The sequence below is a fragment of the Campylobacter sp. RM12640 genome (assembly GCF_020137595.1).
Taxonomy (GTDB): Bacteria; Campylobacterota; Campylobacteria; order Campylobacterales; family Campylobacteraceae; genus Campylobacter_E.
This window is the reverse complement of record NZ_JACGAU010000004.1, coordinates 96,725-114,899: the sequence shown is the minus strand read 5'-3', so window position 1 is coordinate 114,899 and position 18,175 is coordinate 96,725. Positions and strand designations below refer to the sequence as shown.

Here is an 18,175-nt window from a genome sequence, read left to right as displayed (position 1 = left end):
GTCCTTGTGTGATTTTTGATAAAGGTTTTAAATAAAAATTAATAATTAAACTTAAAAATCCTATTACTATTATTAAAAATATTAAAAAGCTTATTAAAGTAGCATTTCTAGCATCATTTACACTATTATTTATTACATCTTCTAAAATAATGGTGCAAATACTAAATCCACTTATATCATTAATAATACAATAAGCTAAGTAATTTTTATTATCCTTTGTAAAAACAATATGATTTAAATTCTTATTAGTTTTTAGCGTAGATAATTTTTGATTTAGGCTATCAAGCCATTCAGGTTTGCCTAATTCGTTTGCGTTTTCACTAGCTATTATCTCATTATTTTTATCAAGAATTAAAGTGCTAATATCATTATGAGATTTAATTTTTGTAATGGTATCGCTAAAATCATTTATTAGTATATTTCCACCAATTACAGCTACGATTTTATCATTTTTAAACACAGGTGCAAAAATAGTTGTGGCTGATTTTTTGCTTGAGACATCTTGATAAATTGATGAATTACTAGCCTTTTTTAAAGCTACTGCTTCTTTATACCAAGCTCTAGTTCTACCATCAAAATTAGGGATTAATCTAAAAGTTAAATCAGGTTCAGCCTTATAAACATTTCCATTTGCTAAGCCTATAAATAATCCTTGAAAATCTAAAACCCTATTATCACTACTAATGATTTGCTTGATAAATTCTGGGCTTAAATCATCAGCATCTTCAAAAGTTTTTGCAATTTTTTCAATTTGCTCAATACGGGTTTTGATATATTCATCAACATAAGCATTTCTTAATTGCAATTCTCCTGCTATTGAAGAATCGTAATTATTTATGATTATATCTTCTGTTTTATTGCTTTGCATATAAGATAAAGCTAAAAGTAAAACTACAAATAAACTTGCAGTTGTTAATGAAATTTTGAAAGAAAGTTTCATTTGGTAATCCTTTTTTTAATTGAAATCGAATACCAATTTTACCCCCCCCCAACCTTAAATAAAAATAAAATTATAAAATAAATTATTAGATGATAAAAATTATTTACATTAATTTAAATTCTTATTTTAAATATCTTAAAAAAATACAAAAAAGTTTTTAAGCTTAAAAATTAATAAATTTAATAAATCATTAAGCTAAAAAAGAGATAATCAAACTTATTTTTTTTAAAGGACGAAAAGATGAAAATTATAGATTTAATCAAGCACAACAAATATCTTACTATCCGTCATCATCTTCGTCATCTACATAATACTCATTAATTTATAATCGTTTTTTAGTTGTGTTTTTACACTTTTTATTATTTTGTTTAAAGGAAAAAAATTGAAGAATTTAGAAAATATTTTTAAAGTAATTTTTCCACTTGCAATAGTGATTATTACTACTTATTATTGTTATCCATTTAAAGAACTTAGCGAAGCAGAGCATTTAGCTTATCTTAAAAGTTATGGCACTACTTTAGGACTTACTTCACTTGGTTTGATTATTGGTCTTACTGGTGGATTTTTATTAGCGTTTTTATTGGTGCTTAGGAATAGATTTTTAACAATGTTAATCAATGAATATTTAGATTTAATTAGGGGTATGCCATTAATGCTACTTTTAATGATATTTGCATTTGTGGTTTTTGCTCAAGTTGAAAATGTATTTTTTGTAGCTGTTATTGCTTTAGGACTTAATTCTAGTGCTTATGTTGCAGAGATTATTAGAAGTGGGATTGAAAGCGTTGATAAAGGTCAAATGGAAGCAGCAAGGTCTATGGGTTTATCGCATTTTCAAGCTATGAAAATGATAGTTTTTCCACAAGCTGTTAAAAATATCATTCCTGCTTTAGCAAATGAGTTTATATCGTTGTTTAAAGAAACTTCAGTAGTTGCGTTTATAAGCGTTGTTGATTTGACTTTTCAAAGCAAGATTTTTCAATCACTTTTATACGACCCTAAGCCTTATATTTTCGCAGGTGTTGTGTATTATGCTAGTGTTAAAGTATTTACTTGTTTTGTAAGATTATTAGAAATGAGGCTAAAAAGAAATGATTAAGATATCTAATTTATGCAAAAATTACGGGAATTTAGAAGTATTAAAAGATATTAGTGTAGAGATTAATAAAGGCGATATTATTGCTATTATTGGACCTAGTGGCGGTGGAAAAAGCACATTTTTAAGATGTTTAAATAAACTTGAAGTTGCAAGTAGTGGAGAGATTTTAATCAATAATGAAAATATCTTAGATGAAAAAATTGATATTAATAAGCACAGACAAAAAGTATCAATGGTATTTCAACATTTTAATCTATTTGCAAATAAAAATGTATTGGATAATTTGATTTTAGCCCCTGTTAGTTTAAATATTTTAAGCAAAGATGAAGCTATTAAAAAAGCTAGAAATCTTTTAGCTAAAGTTGGTTTAGCTGATAAAGAAGAGTTCTTCCCGCACAAATTAAGCGGCGGTCAAAAACAAAGAATAGCAATAGCAAGAAGCCTTATGATGGAGCCTGAAGTTATATTATTTGATGAGCCAACTAGTGCGCTTGACCCTGAAATGGTAGGAGAAGTTTTAGGACTTATTAAAGAAATAGCAAGTGGAGATAATGCTCCTATTATGATATTAGTAACTCACGAAATGGGTTTTGCAAAAAATGTAGCTAATAGGGTATTTTTTATGGAAAGTGGCAAAATAGCAGTAGATGATACGCCACAAGTTGTATTTAACTCTAGCACAAATGCTAGATTAAATGAGTTTTTAAACAAAGTTTTAAATCATTAGGATTAGATATGAAAAAGATTTTTTTAGCTTTATTTATAACTTTATTTGCTTATGCAAATGAAGTTGTTAAGGTTGGTATTTCAGCAAATTACGCTCCATTTGATATGATGGTTGATGGTAAATTGAGTGGTTTTGATGTTGATTTAGTAAATGAGATTTCAAAGGTTGCTAATCTTAAGATTGAATTTGTTAATATGAGTTTTGATGGGCTTATTCCATCTTTAGTAGCTGGTAAAATCAATATGATAGCTTCAGGAATGAGTATTAGCGAAAGAAGAATGAAGAATTGTGATTTTTCTAATCCTTATTTTTTTGGAAAAACTATGTATCTTAAAAGAAAGGGCGATATTTTCACTACAAAAGAAGATTTAAAAGGTGTTAAAACAGGAGTTAAACTTGGCACAATTCAAGAAAATACTGCAAGAAAGCTAGGTGCTAATGTGATTTTACACGAAGATTCAGCAGTGGTTGTTATGAGCCTTGTGAATAAGCAAATAGATGCGGTTGTTTTTGATTCTTTTGTGGCTAAGAAATTTATGGCAAAAAATCCTGAAATTGAGAGTTTTTATGAAGAAAATGACGGGGCTTTAGGTTTTGCATTTGCATTTGCAAAGGATAAAAATAAAGACTTAATTGATATAATTAATAAAGCCCTTGAAGAAGTAAAAGCAAGTGGTAAGTATGATGAGCTTATCAAAAAATACGGGCTATAAGGAGTAGTTATGAAAAAGTTTTTATTAGTAGTGTTTGCACTGGTTTTTAGTGCTTGTTTATATGCAAATGACAAGGTTTATAAAGTTGGGATTTCTCCTGATTATCCTCCATTTGATATGTTAGTTGATGATAAGATTAGTGGTTTTGATGCTGAATTATTTGATAATTTAGCAAAGATTGCTGGTATAAAATATGAGTTTAAAGCTATGAGTTTTGATGGACTTATTGCAGCACTTAAAGCAGGTAAGATTGATGCTATTATGAGTGCTATGAGTTCAAGCGAACAAAGAAAAAAAGCTTGTGATTTTAGCAATGTTTATTATAAAGCTAAGACAATTTATCTAAAGCATAAAGATAGCAGTATCGCAACTAAAGATGATATAAAAGGTAAAAAAGTAGGAGTGCAATTAGGCACGGTTCAAGAAGCAGCAGTAAAACAAGTAGGTGCATTAGTGCAACCTAATGAAAATCCTGTTGTTTTAGTAATGGCTTTAAATGATAAAAAATTAGATGCTTTAGCATTTGATGCACTTGTGGCAAGAGAATATTTAGCAAAATATCCTAATTTAGCTGAATTTTATAATGAAGATGATGGCACAGAAGGATTTTCTATAGCGTTTAGCAAAAATGAAAATGTAGAGCTAAGAGAGAAATTAAATAAAGCTTTAGAAGAATTTATAAAAACTAGCGAATATGAAGCTTTACTTAAAAAATACAATATAAATTAATATGAGAAGTGATTTTTTTAAGCCTAGATTTAAAACTAGGCAAATTAGTGTAGGCGGGGTTAAAATCGGTGGTGATGCTCCAATTAGCGTTCAATCAATGCTATTTACAAAAACTCAAGATATTAATGGATGTTTAGAGCAATTAATTGAGTTAAAATTAGCAGGTGCTGATATAGTAAGAGTTGCGTGTTTGGATATAAAAGATGCAAGGGCTTTAGCAGAACTTAAAAAGCAAAGCCCACTGCCGCTAATTGTAGATATTCATTTTAATCACAAATTAGCTTTATATTGTGCTGAATTTATAGATGGTATTAGAATAAATCCAGGAAATATCGGTGGCAAAGAAAATATAAAAGAAGTAGTAAATGCTTGTAAGCAAAGAAATATTCCTATAAGAATTGGTGTAAATCACGGAAGTATTGAAAAGCAATTTGAAAACAAATACGGCAGAAGTGTAAAAGCCTTACTTGAGAGTGCTGTTTATAATATTAAATTACTTGAAGATTTTGATTTTAGGGATATTAAAATAAGTATTAAAACTTCAGACGCACAAAGCACAATAGAAAGTTATACGAGATTAAGAGAATTGTGTGATTATCCGTTTCATTTAGGAGTAACTGAAGCAGGAACTAAGTTTCATAGCACAATAAAAAGCTCAATTGCTATAGGTCAGTTATTATTAAATGGCATAGGCGATACTATTCGTGTTTCTATGACAGGAGAGCTTAGCGAAGAAATAAGGGTTGCTAAAGCGATTTTGCAAGATAGTGGAGTGCAAAAAAGCGGTATAAATATAATCTCTTGTCCAACCTGTGGAAGAATTCAAAGCGATTTGTTAAGTGCTATTAAAGTGGTTGAAGAAAAGACAAAACACATTAAAGCACCATTAAATATAAGCGTAATGGGTTGTGTTGTAAATGCTTTAGGAGAAGCTAAAGGAGCTGATGTAGCGATTGCATTTGGCAAAAATGAAGGCTTAGTAATAAGACACGGCGAAGTGGTTGCAAAATGCAAATATGATACTTTAGTAGATAGATTTTTAGATGAAGTATTAGACGAAGCAAAACTTTATGAAGAATAGAATTTGAAATTCCTATTTCAAATTCTTATTTTAATTTCTTTAATTTTTACGAGAGATTAAAATAAGAATTAAGGAAGAATTATGAGTAAGTATTTTGATATTGAATTAGAGCAAAGTATTTTATTAGCTTGTATAGAAAATAATGAAAATATAGATATAGCCGCAAGTATTATTAAGCCAAGTGATTTTTCATATAGATTACACGCTGATATATTTGAGTTTATATTAAATAAAAGAAGACTTAGAGAGAGTGTGGATTTAAAATTAGTAAAAATCTCTTTTGCAAGTGCAAAGGATAGTTTTTGGACTGCACTTGAGCAGCAAAATTCTTTCATAGAAGTTGATGAATATTCAAAAATGTTAAGGAATTTAAGTGTAAAAGACCAGCTTAATTCTTTAATGAATACAAGCACACAAGAGCTAAGCAGTGTGCAAGATAGTATTGATTATACGCATAATTTAAATGCTAAGATTTATTCTTTAGTATCAGGCGTTAGTGATAATACTTTAAAGAGTTCAAGAACTGCTGTTAATGAGTTTTATGAAGAATTAAATAGGGTTAGCAAGATAATTGATAAAGATGTAATCGGAGTTGATACAGGTTTTTCTTTATTAAATCATTATACAAAGGGCTTTAAAGCAGGGGAATTAATAATTCTTGCAGCTCGTCCTGGTATGGGTAAGACTACATTTGCTTTAAATATTTTGCTAAACGCACTTAAAAAAGATGTTGGAGTAGTGTTTTATAGTCTTGAAACAGAAGCTTATAAGATAATGGCTAAATTAATAGCACAAGATACAGGAATAGGTTTGCAAAATATCTTAACAGGAGATAGATTAACAGAAGATGAGATAAATAATATGCAAATGAGTGCGAATATGCTTAGTGAAAAGACTTTATATATTTATGATAAGGGTAATTTAAATATAGAATTTCTTCGCTCATCTTTAAGAAGATTAAAAGAAGAGCATAACAATATAGGTTTATGTGTATTAGACTATATTCAGCTTATGAACTCACTAAATACAAGGGCTGATAGACATATTCAAGTAAGCGAGATTAGTAGGGGGTTAAAATTACTTGCATTAGAATTAAAAATCCCTATTTTAGCTCTTTCTCAAGTTAATCGTTCGGTGGATTCTAGGATGAATAAAAAACTTATGCTCTCAGACATTCGTGAGAGTGGTAGTATAGAACAAGATGCTGATTTGATATTATTTATTAATAAAGCTGATGATGATCCGACTATTTTAGCAGAACGCCACGCTATACTTGATATTGCTAAGAATAGAAGTGGGGAATTAAAAGAAATTCATTTTGATTTTAAAGCTTCTAAAGCGAAATTTTTACAACTTGAGTTTAGAAAAGACAACGAACCAAGCGAGACTGAAGAATTTTAATTTAGGAAATAAATTCCTAAATTATTCAAGTATTTTTAGATTTTCACAAGCTATATTGTTTCCTAAATCACAAGATTTTTTATAATACAATTTAGCCATATTTTTATCTTTTTTATGATACATAACGCCTAAATTATTGCATGCGTATGCGTCTTTATTATCGCAAGATTGATTCCACAAACTAGCTACTTTATCATAATCTTTTAATTCATAATATACATTACCTAAATTATAACAAGCATTATAATCTTTAGCAGAGCAAGCAATTGATAGATATTTAATAGCTAAATTATTATTTTTTTCATTAGCATATAAATTGCCTAAGCCATAACAAGCTGGGATTAAATTATCATCACAAGCTTTTTTTAGATATATTTTTGCATTATCAAATTCTTGATTTTTCTTAAATAATATTCCTAAATTATAGCAAGCGTCTTTATAGCTATTTTCACAAGCTCTTGCTAAATATTCTTTTGATTTATTAAAATCTTGAGTATTAATCCCTGCATAAAAGCAAGCTTCATAATTTCCATTATCGCAAGATTTTTCATAATATTTACTTGCTTTATCTTTTTCGTTATTTTTACTATAAATTACCCCTAAATTGTAGCAAGCATTATAAATATCGCCATCACAAGCTAGGGTAAAATGTCTTATAGCAAGACCTAAATTATCTTGATTATATTCAACTACACCTTGATTATAACAAGCAGCAGGAATTTTGCTATTTTCACAATCACTTAAATAATCAGCCATTGATACTAAACTCATACTAATTAAAAATAATATCTTTTTCATGTTCTAAACTCTTGTAATTTTTTATTTAGCTCTTCAGTCATTTCACTAAGGTGATTTGCTGCACCAGCTATTTCTTCAACGCTTCTTGCGTTTTCGTTCGTTATTGTATTCATATTGTTTAAATTATTTAGAATTTCTTCCATATCTTTACTTGTATTTATATAATCATTCACGGTTTTTTCACTTGAGCTAATAGCTTCTGCTACGCTATTTTTCATAATACTCATATTATCTTTAGTAGAATTTGCAATATTACTTAAATCTTGCATTTGGTTTGAGTTAATACTCATTTGCTCACTTGCGTCTTTTATGCCTTGAACTATAATGCTTATAGTAGCATTTACCTCGCTAAGACTTCTTTGTGTTCTTTCAGCTAGGCTTCTTACTTCATCAGCTACTACGGCAAATCCACGACCTTGCTCTCCTGCACGTGCAGCTTCAATAGCAGCATTTAATGCAAGAAGATTTGTTTGGTCTGCAATTTCGTTAATGATTTCTAATACTGATTTTACATTATCAGCATCTGTGCTAAGCTTTTCTATCTTCATAGCAAGTTCGCTTTCAATACTTGCACTATGTATGATTTTATTACTTAATATATTAATTTCTTTATTTGAAGTTTCCATCATATTTAAAGCTTCATCTAATTTTATAGTAGCGTCCTTAGCCTTTTGAACTCCTATTTCCAAGCTTTCTTTGGTATTTTGTCCTTTTTTAGCTATTTGATTTACTATTTCACTGCCTTCTTCAGCGCGTTTTCCTGTTTGAAGACTAGTATTGCCTAATTCACTTGCTATTGAAGCATTTTCGTTAGAAATATTTTTAGCTTGTTTGATTAAAATTCTTATTTTTTCTAAAAATTCATTAATAGCACTTGAAGCGTGAGCTATTTCATCATTTCCTTTCACTTCTAATTTATTAGTTAAATCCCCATCTCCACTGCTTAAATCTCTTGCTTTAATCTCTAATATTTTTAAAGGTTTTGATATAAATAAAGTTGCGAAAATATATGCAATAAGCATTAAAACTATGAAAATAATTGCACTAATAATTATAAATTTTATTAATTCTTTAAATTGTTCTTCGCCTAATTCTTTTGCGTTTTTATCTAAAAATGTATAAACACTATCTAAATCAACTGCAGTGCTAAATATCAAGCCACTTGCTTTATCTTGTAATGAATATGCTAAGAATTTCTTAGTAGTTTTATCTTTATATTTAAACTCATATTCGCTAAAGCCACCACCATTTTTTCCAGCATTGATTATATCTTGTATGAAAGCTTTATTATTGGTATCAACTGAATTAATTTTATTAGTTCCAATCCAATCTTTTAGTGTGTGATACACAACTAAACCATCTTCTTGAAATACTAAAAATCCTTTAGTATTGTTATCGTATCTTACTTCATCTAATTTGTTTTTTAATATGTCATTAAATTCTTTTAATTTGTTTTGATTTTCTAAATCTTTATATGTTGTTTTTGTATATTGAACCATACTTTCTACTAAGGTTTTTACTTGTTCTTTTCTAAGATATATGCTTTCGTTTTCAATTTCAGTTAGCATTTTGTTTTCTAACTTATCAAACATTAAACTAGAATTAAAGCTAAGTGATACTACTAATAGTAATAATGAACAAAATACCAATATACTAATCTTAAGTGAAATTTTCATTCTAAATCCTTTTAATTTTTCGTAAATAATAAATATATTAGATAAATTTTTATTAATTAAATTTTATTTTTTTTACATTTTTCATTCTTTTTAATTTGTATTAATTATTAAATAAGCAAAATTTGATTAAATCCTAAGAAAAAACCTAATGGAGGCAGTATGATTACAGGTGCAAAGATGATTTGTGAAGCTTTAAAGCTAGAAGGTGTTGAAGTAGTTTTTGGTTATCCTGGTGGAGCAGCTTTAAATATCTATGATGAATTATATAAACAAAATGATTTTAAACATGTTTTAGTTCGTCACGAACAAGGTGCAGCTCACGCAGCAGATGGCTATGCAAGGGCTAGTGGTAAAGTTGGAGTTGCTATTGTTACAAGTGGTCCAGGATTTACAAATACTTTAACAGGGATTGCTACAGCTTATGCTGATAGTATTCCTATGGTTTTAATTTCAGCTCAAGTTGCAAATTCACTAATAGGAACTGATGCGTTCCAAGAAATTGATGCAGTTGGAATGAGTAGGCCTTGTGTAAAGCATTCTTATTTAGTAAAAACTATTGAAGAATTACCAAGAGTTTTAAAAGAAGCTTTTTTCATAGCAAGAAGTGGTCGTCCAGGGCCTGTTCATATTGATATTCCAAAGGATATTACAGCTATTAAAGGCGAATTTAAATATCCTAGTGAAGTAAATATGAAAACATATAAGCCAACTTATAAAGGCAATCCAAGACAAATTAAACGCCTAGCAAGTGCTTTAATGGAAGCTAAAAAACCACTTTTATATATAGGTGGTGGTTGTATTAGTTCAAATTCTAGCGAGGCTATCCGTAAATTTGTGGAAAAAACTAAAGTTCCTGCGGTTTGCACTTTAATGGGTTTAGGGGTATTAGAACACGATAATCCGTATAATCTAAGAATGGCAGGAATGCACGGAAGTTATAGAGCTAATATGGCTATGAGCGAATGTGATTTATTAATTTCATTAGGTGCTAGATTTGATGATAGAATTACAGGTAAAACTAGCGAGTTTGCAAAATTAGCAAAAATTGCTCATATTGATATTGACCCAACTTCAATTTCTAAAATCATTAAAGCTGATTTTCCTATAGTTGGAGATGTTGGTAGTGTTATTAGCGATCTTTTAGATGAGGTAAAAGAATTTGAATTTGATTTATCAACTTGGCATAGTGTTTTAGATAGACACGAGAGTTTATATCCATCATTTAGTTATGAAGATAGCGATGAAATCTTAAAACCACAATGGGTAATTAATGAATGTGCGAAAATTACTCCTAATGCAAATATTATTACCGATGTAGGGCAACACCAAATGTGGGTAGCACAATTTTTTAAATTCAATGAGCCAAGAAGACTTAGCACAAGTGGTGGTTTAGGAACTATGGGATATTCAATTCCTGCTGCTTTAGGAGTTGCATTTGCAAAAAATAATGAAGTAGTTCTTAATTTTGCTGGTGATGGTTCGTTTTTGATGAATATTCAAGAATTAATGACATTAACTGCAGAGCGTAAAAAAGTAATTAATATTATTTTAAATAATGCTTATTTAGGAATGGTTCGTCAATGGCAAACTAGATTTTATAATGAAAGATATTCAGAAACTAATCTTGAAGATGTGCAACCTGATTATGAAATGTTAGCAAGAAGTTTTGGCTGTGATAGCTTTAGAGTAAAAAGTAAAGATGAATTTATTAAAGCATATCACGAATGTTTAAAAAGCCCTAGAACTTGCGTGATTGATGTTGTTATTTCAAGATTTGAAGATGTTTTACCAATGGTTCCAGCAGGTGCTGCAATTTATAATATGATATTACCACAAAAATTAATCACAAAGGATAGCAAATGAGAAGGGCGTTAAGCGTTATTGTAGAAAACCAACACGGGGTTTTAAGTAGAGTAGTAGGGTTATTTTCTGGTCGTGGTTATAATATAGATAGCTTAACTGTTGCTCCTATTGCAGGGACAGAGTTTTCAAGAATTAATATAATTACAAGTGGAGATGAAGCTGTGTTTGAGCAAATTACTAAACAACTTCACAAATTAATTTCTACTTATAAAGTTTTTGAAGATTGCGAATTTGTTGAGCGTGAATGTGTTTTGGTAAAAATCAATATAGACCAAAATCTAGCTGGTCTTGATAGTTTATTAAAAGGCTATAATGGAACAATAGCTCACTCAAATGATGAATATATGACAATTTGCGTAAATGATACTAGCGATAGAGTGGATAATTTTTTAAAGACGATTAAAAAATACAATCCTAAAGATTGTGCTAGAAGCGGCGTTGTTTTAATGGAAAATTAATATGAAGAGTTTAAAAGAATTATGTGAAAATATAGGAATTAAAATAGAATTTGAAATGCAAATTTCAAATCTAAATTCCTTAGAAGATGCAAATGAAAATGAGCTTAGTTTTTGTATAAAAGAATGTGATGCTTTAAAAACTACTAAAGCAGGTGCAGTATTAATTAGTGAAAAATTAGCAAATCTTTTACCAACAAATGTAAAAGCAGTTATTTGTGAAGACCCAAAATATATTTTTGCATTGTTTAGTAAGGTATTTTCTAAGGATTTAATTAGAGTTGGTAAAGACGCAATTATAGGCGAAAATACAACAATAATGCCAAATGTTTATATAGGTAAAGATGTTAGCATAGGAAGTAATTGCACTATTTTAGCAGGTGCTTATATTGGCGATGGAGTTTGTATTAAAGATAATGTAATAATATACCCAAATGTTACAATTTACAATGATAGTGTAATAGGAAATCATTGTATAATTCACGCTGGAAGTGTTATTGGAAGCGATGGTTTTGGTTATGCAAGTAATAGCAAAGGACATTTTAAAATCTATCATAATGGTTATGTAGAATTACAAGATTTTGTTGAGATTGGTTCGTGCGTTTGTATTGATAGAGCAGTATTTTCAAAAACACTTATAAAAACAGGCACTAAAATTGATAATTTAGTTCAAATAGGACATAATTGTGTTTTAGGTCAAGGTTGCTTAGTAGTATCTCAAACAGGACTTGCGGGTTCAAGTGAGCTTGGAAATGCTGTTGTAATGGGTGGTCAGAGTGCAACGAGTGGGCATTTAAAAATTGGCGATGGTGCTATTATTGCTGCTAGGGGCGGAGTTAGTAAAGATTTAGCTGGTGGCAAGGTTTATGGTGGATTTCCTATAATGGAGCAAAGTGAGTGGCTAAAAATGCAAGCAAAATTAAAAAGGATTAATAAATGAAAGCTGAACTAATTAGTTCAATTTTACTCAAAGGCACTCAAAGTGGCAAAATATCATTAGCTAATATTAAAAACCCTTATGGAGATGGTAGCAATGATGTTTTAAGCATAGCAGTGTGTTTAAAAGAAAATATTCCAGAATGGAAAGTTCATATTCCTTATGAAAATTTAGATGAATTAATAATAGCTTTACAATCAATTAGTGGCAAAAGGCAATAAAATTGATTAAAACCCATTTAAGAATTTTTGAAATAGTGCTAATACTTATGATGTTTAGCATAGTTTTTGTTTTTTCTATGGGTTTTTTTAACTATGGGGGACAAAAATCTCCTTATGGTTTTTTATTTTCTCAAACCCTTTTTGCAATTGTTGGAGTGCTTATTATTTTTACCTTTCAATTAATTAGCGAAAAGGCTTGTTATAGAATTTTATATGTTATTTTAGGTTGCAGTGTTTTAGCTTGTTTTGTCTTACCATTTTTACCTGCTTCGTTAGTTGTTGAAACTAAAGGAGCTAGAAGATGGATTAGGCTTTTTGGTTTTTCCATTGCACCATTAGAATTTGTAAAAATTTCTTTTATAGCTTTTTTGGCTTTTACATATTCAAGAAAGATTGATGAAAATAAAAGAAAATTTTTACAAGATTTGCGATTATTAGCTCCAACTATAGCTATATATTGTTTTATTTTTGGCTATGCTTATATTACTCAAAATGACTTAGGACAATGTGTTGTAACTGCTGTTACATTGTTTATTATGGCATTAGCTGCTGGGGTTAGATTTAGAAATATTTTATATTTATTTTTAGCTGCAATTGCTGCTGGAATTTCATTAATAGCTTATAATCCTAGAAGACTTGAAAGAGGGCTTGAGTGGTGGGGTAGTATTCAAGATTTTGTTTTACCAATTTTCCCTGAAAGCATTCAAGAAAGTCTTAAAATAGCCCATTCAAGTGAGCCTTATCAAATATCACATAGTTTAAATGCTATTACAAATGGAGATTTATTAGGGCAAGGATTTGGATTAGGGGTTTTTAAATTAGGATTTTTAAGTGAGGTTCATACTGACTTTATTTTATCAGGCATTGCCGAAGAAATAGGATTTTTAGGATTTTTGTTTGTTTCTTTATTGTTTGGTTTTTTAATAGCTTCGGTATTAAAACTATCAACTTATATGAAAAATAAGCAAAATTATTTGTTTTGTATAGGCTATGGTGTTTGTATTATGGCTACTTTTTTAATGAATATTGGTGGAATTATTTCTTTAATTCCTTTAAAAGGAATTGCAGTGCCATTTTTAAGCTATGGGGGTAGCTCTATGTTGGCTAATTCTATAGCTATTGGAATATTATTAAGTATTTTTAAAAATACAGGAGAAAATATTAATTTGGAAAATAAAGAATGATAGCAATTACTGGTGGTGGAACAGGCGGGCATTTAGCAGTAGCTAAAGCTGTGTCAAAAGAATTAGATGAGTTTGTTTATATAGGTAGCACTAAAGGACAAGATAGTTTATGGTTTGAAGGTAGCAATTGCTATTTTTTAAAAAGTAGTGGTTTCGTAAATCAAGGAATTTTAGGCAAGATTAAAGTTTTATTTTCTTTAATAGCTTTAGTATTTGAATGCCTTAAAATATTTAAAAAGCATAAAATTACTTGTGTTTTAAGCGTTGGTGGATATTCAAGTGTGCCTGCTAGTATAGCTGCAATTATTAGTTTTAAAGCACTAATAATTCACGAACAAAACTCAAAAATGGGTCTTGCAAATCGCCTTACAAAACCATTTGCTAAAAGGTTTTTTTCAGCTTATGAAAAAGAGTTTTGCCCTTACCCTGTGCAAGAAAAATTTGCACTCAATAAAAGAAAAAGAACCGAAATTAAAACAATTTTAATAATAGGTGGCTCTCAAGGAGCTAGATTTTTGAATGATTTTGCATTAGAGCTTTATCCTGAATTATTAAAATTAAATATTAAATTAATTCATCAATGTGGTGCTAAAGAGTATGATAAATACGAAAAAGCGTATGAGAAATACGAAATTAAACCAACACTAATAGGTTTTTCAAAAGAGATTGATAAATATATGCAAGAAGCTGATTTTGCTATTAGTAGAGCAGGTGCTAGTGCTAGTTTTGAGCTAATAAATATAGCTTTGCCAACACTTTTTGTGCCGTATAAATATGCTTATAAAAATCATCAATATTTTAATGCCTTGCATTTAGTAGAAAACAAACTAGCATTTATTTGTGAAGAAAAGAATTTAAATAAAGAATTTGTATTGAATTTGCTTAAAACAAATGCCTTAGAATATGCTAATAATTTATATGAATATGAAAATGTAAATGGTGCTAAATTCTTAGCAAATGTTTTAAAGGAATATTGATTTGAGCTTTTTTTCTGTTGAGTTTTTAATATTAATATTTATATTTTTCATTGTATTTAATTTGCTAGGCAAAAATAAGCAAAATGCTTTATTGTTAGGGTTTAATATACTAATACTATATTTATTTAATCCTTATTGCTTATTAGTAGTGCTTGTTTTTAGCTTTTTTATTCATTTTTTTGCTTTGAGCGTTTATGTTAGAAATACTAAAAATATCTTTTATACTGCTATATTTTTTATAGTGTTAAATCTATGTATATTCAAATATTATTCAAGCATTAAAGATAGTGTTGATTATGTTCTAAGCTATTTTGATATTATGATTGCTGATATAATTTTTCCTTTAGGGCTTAGTTTTTATACTTTTAATGCAATTACTTATATTGTTTGGGTTTATAAAGAAAAACAAGAGCCAGTTGATTATTTAACGCTTTTTACTTATCTTAGTTTTTTTGCTACTTTTGTTAGTGGTCCTATATTTAGATATGTTGATTTTATTAAGCAATTTAATACTTTAAAACGCTTTAAACACAAGGATTTAATACTAGCTAATTTATTGTTTGCTTTAGTAAAAGTATTTTTGATTTTACCTATTGTGGATAAGTATTTTTACGCATTTTTAAATGATTTAAATAATTTAAGTTTTTTAGGTTTATTAAATTGTTTTTACTTGTATTCAATCAAATTATATTTAGATTTTAGTGCTTATATTAATTTAGTTTCCGCATTTGCTTTAATGATTGGCTTTAAATTGCCTAAGAATTTTAATAATCCATTTAAAGCTAGAAACATTCAAGATTTTTGGAAAAGATGGCATATTAGTTTATCAAGTTTTATTCGTGATTATATTTATATTCCACTTGGTGGAAATAGGGTAAATAGAACAAGTTTTAATATTATTATTGCCTTTGTCATTTCGGGTATTTGGCACGGAAATTCGTATAATTTTGCTTTATGGGGTTTAGCTCACGCTTTAGGGCTGATTTTTATTTCTTTATTTTCTTATAGGTTTAATAAATTTGTAGCTTCATTTATAACTTTTACTTATATTAGTATTGTTTGGAGCTTTTTTTATTTTGTGAGTTTTGATGAGGTTAGAGAATATTTTTCATTTTTCTTGAAATTTAATTTCATTGATAAAAGAGAAATTTATATATTTTTAGTAGTATTTGTTTTATTTATAATTAATTTTTATTCTAAAAACCACTTAGCATTGGTTGTAAATATTTTAAGACATTTAAATATTTTTATAAAAATTATTGTAATTAATCTAGTTTTATTAATTGTGTTTATTTATATGCCAAGTGGAATTCCTAACTTTATATATGCAGGGTTTTAATGAGAGAATTTGTTTTAATAATTATTAGTTCAAGCATTATTTTTATTAGCTTATTTAACGACTCTTTAAAAGAATATTATGAAGTAAATTATCATAAAAATATAGATTTTGATTTTGCATTTTTTAAAAAAAGCAATGAATTTAAAGAATACCTAGAATACAATGTGTTTTTTACAAAGGTAAAAGAAATAAAACCACAAATAAGCAATGAAAACAATAATAAAATAAAGGTATTTCATAAATGCTATCTTGATACTTTATATATGATTAAGCTAATTGCTAAACAAGAAATTCACAATAATCAAAAATTAGTTTTAAGTAAAAATAATGGAGTAATTTTATTAGGCGATAGTTTAATGCAAGGTGTTGGGCTAAGTATATGCAATTCTTTAAAAAAACAAAATATTAAATGTGAGAATTTAGCAAAGCAAAGCACAGGATTACTTAGAAAAAAATACTATGATTATGCAAAGGTTTTAAAATCTTCTTTACAAGAAAGTGCAATTAAAAATGTAGTAATTTTAGTAGGTGTAAATGATTTATGGAATGCTAATGAAAACAACAAGGTATTAAAATTTGGCGATAGTGAATGGAAGAGTTTTTATACAAAAAGAATTGATGAACTTGTAAAAATTACAAGAGATTATAACGCTAATATTTTTTGGTATGAATTACCTGTAGTTAAAAACGATGAGCAAAATGAAAAAATAAAAATATTAAATGAAGTATTTTATGAATTGGCTAAAAAAAATAATTATCAATTTATAAAATTAGATTCTGTATTAACCGAGCATTTTGATTTTTATATCAAGATAGATGGCAAAAGCAAAAGGATTAGGTCAAATGATGGCATACACTTTACTCCACTTGGGTATGAGTTGATTTCACAAGATTTTTTTAAAACAGTTGAAATACAATGAGAATTATTATTTATCTTAGTATAGTTATATTTTTTTCATCTTGTAGTTATGTGGATAGTTTATTTATAAAAGAGATAAAAACAGATAAGATTTATAAATCCCCTAAAATATCTCAAAAAAGCCAAAATGAAATTCTTGTAAGCAAAGAAGCAAAAGTTAAAACAAATTTAGTTAATTTTCAGCCTGATAAACCAAAAGAAATCCAAGTAAAACCTAAAAGCAATCTTTTAATTCCTTATAAAAAAATAGCATTTATAGGAGATTCTCATTTAGCAAGTGATTATATTCCCGAATATTTTAGAAAGGCTTTAAATATTCACTCTTTAGGATTTGTTCCTGCGATTTTACCTAAATGGCACAATCAGTATTTAGCAGATTATAATAATTTAGGATTTAATGTAGAGTATTTGATAAATACAAAAACTAATTTAAGTTTTGGTGGAATTAATGCAAATTGCAATGCAAAATGTGAAATTAATATAAATCTTAAATTCAAGGCTAATAATGTTGAGTATTTAGAATTTAAATCAGGAATTTGGAATATAAAAAATTATCAAAAAAATACAAATCAGATTAATTTTTCTACAACGGCAAATAAAATCGGTGGTTTTATTACTAATAATTCTAGTTATATTGATAATTTAGGTATTAATGGAGCTAGTATTTTTAATTATTCAAGAATAGATTATAACTTAGCTAAAAGTGTTGCTAAGAAACTAGATTATGATTTAATAATATTTTCTTTTGGCACAAATGAGAGTGTGTCAAATAAGATTAATCAAGAGAATTTCATTAATAACTATTTAAATATTATAGAACTTTTCAAAACAAAAAAATCAAAAATAATATTATTAATCCCGCCAGAACCAACATTATTTGTGAATAAAAACTATGTTAAAGGAGAGAATAATGCTTTAGTAAAAACTTTAATCAAACAAGTGGCAAAGACAAGTGGTGTTTATATTTTTGATATAGATAATTTAATGCAAAAAGAAGGGGGAAAAATTGCTTGGATAAATGATAAAAAATCATTAAAAAATACACATCTTACTAAGTCGGGCTATGAGTATGTAGCATTTAGGTTATTAGAGTTTTTAAAGATTACAAAGGAATAA

General features: G+C 28.1%; 18 protein-coding genes. 15 read left to right on the top strand and 3 right to left on the bottom strand.

The genetic code is table 11. The annotated features are described in order from the left end of the window. The coding region (locus AVBRAN12640_RS02530; RefSeq protein WP_336608599.1) for a cache domain-containing protein at positions 1 to 940 on the bottom strand (940 nt) is incomplete at its 3' end. A 382-nt stretch (positions 941 to 1,322) separates the two neighbouring features. Between AVBRAN12640_RS02530 and AVBRAN12640_RS02525 the strand changes: the two genes are divergently transcribed. The 6 genes from AVBRAN12640_RS02525 (at position 1,323) to AVBRAN12640_RS02500 (ending at position 6,690) form a co-directional block, all read left to right on the top strand. Continuing rightward, positions 1,323 to 2,039 (top strand): amino acid ABC transporter permease, encoded by a 717-nt coding sequence (locus tag AVBRAN12640_RS02525; protein ID WP_250325159.1) that lies wholly within the window; start codon positions 1,323 to 1,325, stop codon positions 2,037 to 2,039. Then, positions 2,032 to 2,766 carry an amino acid ABC transporter ATP-binding protein gene (locus AVBRAN12640_RS02520; RefSeq protein WP_214117900.1) on the top strand — a complete coding sequence of 245 codons (735 nt, stop codon included), beginning with the start codon at positions 2,032 to 2,034 and terminating at the stop codon, positions 2,764 to 2,766. The genes AVBRAN12640_RS02525 and AVBRAN12640_RS02520 overlap by 8 nt, the downstream gene beginning before the upstream one ends. A gap of 8 nt (positions 2,767 to 2,774) precedes the next feature. Further along, a complete protein-coding gene (locus AVBRAN12640_RS02515; RefSeq protein ID WP_214119994.1) occupies positions 2,775 to 3,479 on the top strand; it encodes a transporter substrate-binding domain-containing protein in 705 nt (234 codons plus the stop codon). 9 nt (positions 3,480 to 3,488) lie between these two features. After that, a complete protein-coding gene (locus tag AVBRAN12640_RS02510; protein WP_267523204.1) occupies positions 3,489 to 4,208 on the top strand; it encodes a transporter substrate-binding domain-containing protein in 720 nt (239 codons plus the stop codon). Position 4,209: 1 nt separating this feature from the next. After that, positions 4,210 to 5,289, top strand: a complete 1,080-nt coding sequence (gene ispG / locus AVBRAN12640_RS02505; RefSeq protein ID WP_336608600.1) for a flavodoxin-dependent (E)-4-hydroxy-3-methylbut-2-enyl-diphosphate synthase — start codon at positions 4,210 to 4,212, stop codon at positions 5,287 to 5,289. A gap of 81 nt (positions 5,290 to 5,370) precedes the next feature. Then, positions 5,371 to 6,690 carry a DnaB-like helicase C-terminal domain-containing protein gene (locus AVBRAN12640_RS02500; RefSeq protein WP_214117896.1) on the top strand — a complete coding sequence of 440 codons (1,320 nt, stop codon included), beginning with the start codon at positions 5,371 to 5,373 and terminating at the stop codon, positions 6,688 to 6,690. 21 nt (positions 6,691 to 6,711) lie between these two features. On the opposite strand, the gene AVBRAN12640_RS02495 is transcribed toward AVBRAN12640_RS02500, so the two are convergent. Both AVBRAN12640_RS02495 and AVBRAN12640_RS02490 read right to left on the bottom strand, forming a co-directional pair. After that, complete coding sequence (locus tag AVBRAN12640_RS02495; protein WP_214117895.1) at positions 6,712 to 7,488, bottom strand: tetratricopeptide repeat protein; 777 nt, start codon at positions 7,486 to 7,488, stop codon at positions 6,712 to 6,714. Next, entirely contained in the window at positions 7,485 to 9,056 is a 1,572-nt protein-coding gene (locus AVBRAN12640_RS02490; RefSeq protein ID WP_442862375.1) for a methyl-accepting chemotaxis protein, read from the bottom strand. Before AVBRAN12640_RS02490 ends, AVBRAN12640_RS02495 begins: the two co-directional genes overlap by 4 nt. A 267-nt stretch (positions 9,057 to 9,323) precedes the next feature. On the opposite strand from AVBRAN12640_RS02490, the gene AVBRAN12640_RS02485 reads away from it, so the two are divergent. The 9 genes from AVBRAN12640_RS02485 to AVBRAN12640_RS02445 are packed head-to-tail and all read left to right on the top strand — an operon-like array spanning position 9,324 to position 18,175. After that, positions 9,324 to 11,027 carry an acetolactate synthase large subunit gene (locus AVBRAN12640_RS02485; protein ID WP_239803509.1) on the top strand — a complete coding sequence of 568 codons (1,704 nt, stop codon included), beginning with the start codon at positions 9,324 to 9,326 and terminating at the stop codon, positions 11,025 to 11,027. Next, positions 11,024 to 11,485 (top strand): acetolactate synthase small subunit, encoded by a 462-nt coding sequence (gene ilvN, locus AVBRAN12640_RS02480; RefSeq protein ID WP_214117892.1) that lies wholly within the window; start codon positions 11,024 to 11,026, stop codon positions 11,483 to 11,485. The genes AVBRAN12640_RS02485 and ilvN overlap by 4 nt, the downstream gene beginning before the upstream one ends. A 1-nt stretch (position 11,486) precedes the next feature. Next, positions 11,487 to 12,422 (top strand): UDP-3-O-(3-hydroxymyristoyl)glucosamine N-acyltransferase, encoded by a 936-nt coding sequence (lpxD, locus tag AVBRAN12640_RS02475; RefSeq protein WP_267524846.1) that lies wholly within the window; start codon positions 11,487 to 11,489, stop codon positions 12,420 to 12,422. Further along, positions 12,419 to 12,640: a hypothetical protein gene (locus AVBRAN12640_RS02470; protein WP_214117890.1), complete on the top strand. Its 222-nt coding sequence runs from the start codon at positions 12,419 to 12,421 to the stop codon at positions 12,638 to 12,640. The genes lpxD and AVBRAN12640_RS02470 overlap by 4 nt, the downstream gene beginning before the upstream one ends. A gap of 2 nt (positions 12,641 to 12,642) precedes the next feature. Then, positions 12,643 to 13,824: an FtsW/RodA/SpoVE family cell cycle protein gene (locus AVBRAN12640_RS02465; RefSeq protein ID WP_214117889.1), complete on the top strand. Its 1,182-nt coding sequence runs from the start codon at positions 12,643 to 12,645 to the stop codon at positions 13,822 to 13,824. Next, positions 13,821 to 14,801, top strand: a complete 981-nt coding sequence (locus AVBRAN12640_RS02460) for a UDP-N-acetylglucosamine--N-acetylmuramyl-(pentapeptide) pyrophosphoryl-undecaprenol N-acetylglucosamine transferase (protein WP_214149782.1) — start codon at positions 13,821 to 13,823, stop codon at positions 14,799 to 14,801. Before AVBRAN12640_RS02465 ends, AVBRAN12640_RS02460 begins: the two co-directional genes overlap by 4 nt. A 1-nt stretch (position 14,802) precedes the next feature. Beyond that, positions 14,803 to 16,140: an MBOAT family O-acyltransferase gene (locus tag AVBRAN12640_RS02455; protein WP_336608602.1), complete on the top strand. Its 1,338-nt coding sequence runs from the start codon at positions 14,803 to 14,805 to the stop codon at positions 16,138 to 16,140. Continuing rightward, complete coding sequence (locus tag AVBRAN12640_RS02450) at positions 16,140 to 17,060, top strand: DUF459 domain-containing protein (RefSeq protein ID WP_336608603.1); 921 nt, start codon at positions 16,140 to 16,142, stop codon at positions 17,058 to 17,060. The genes AVBRAN12640_RS02455 and AVBRAN12640_RS02450 overlap by 1 nt, the downstream gene beginning before the upstream one ends. After that, complete coding sequence (locus tag AVBRAN12640_RS02445) at positions 17,057 to 18,175, top strand: GDSL-type esterase/lipase family protein (protein ID WP_214149779.1); 1,119 nt, start codon at positions 17,057 to 17,059, stop codon at positions 18,173 to 18,175. The genes AVBRAN12640_RS02450 and AVBRAN12640_RS02445 overlap by 4 nt, the downstream gene beginning before the upstream one ends.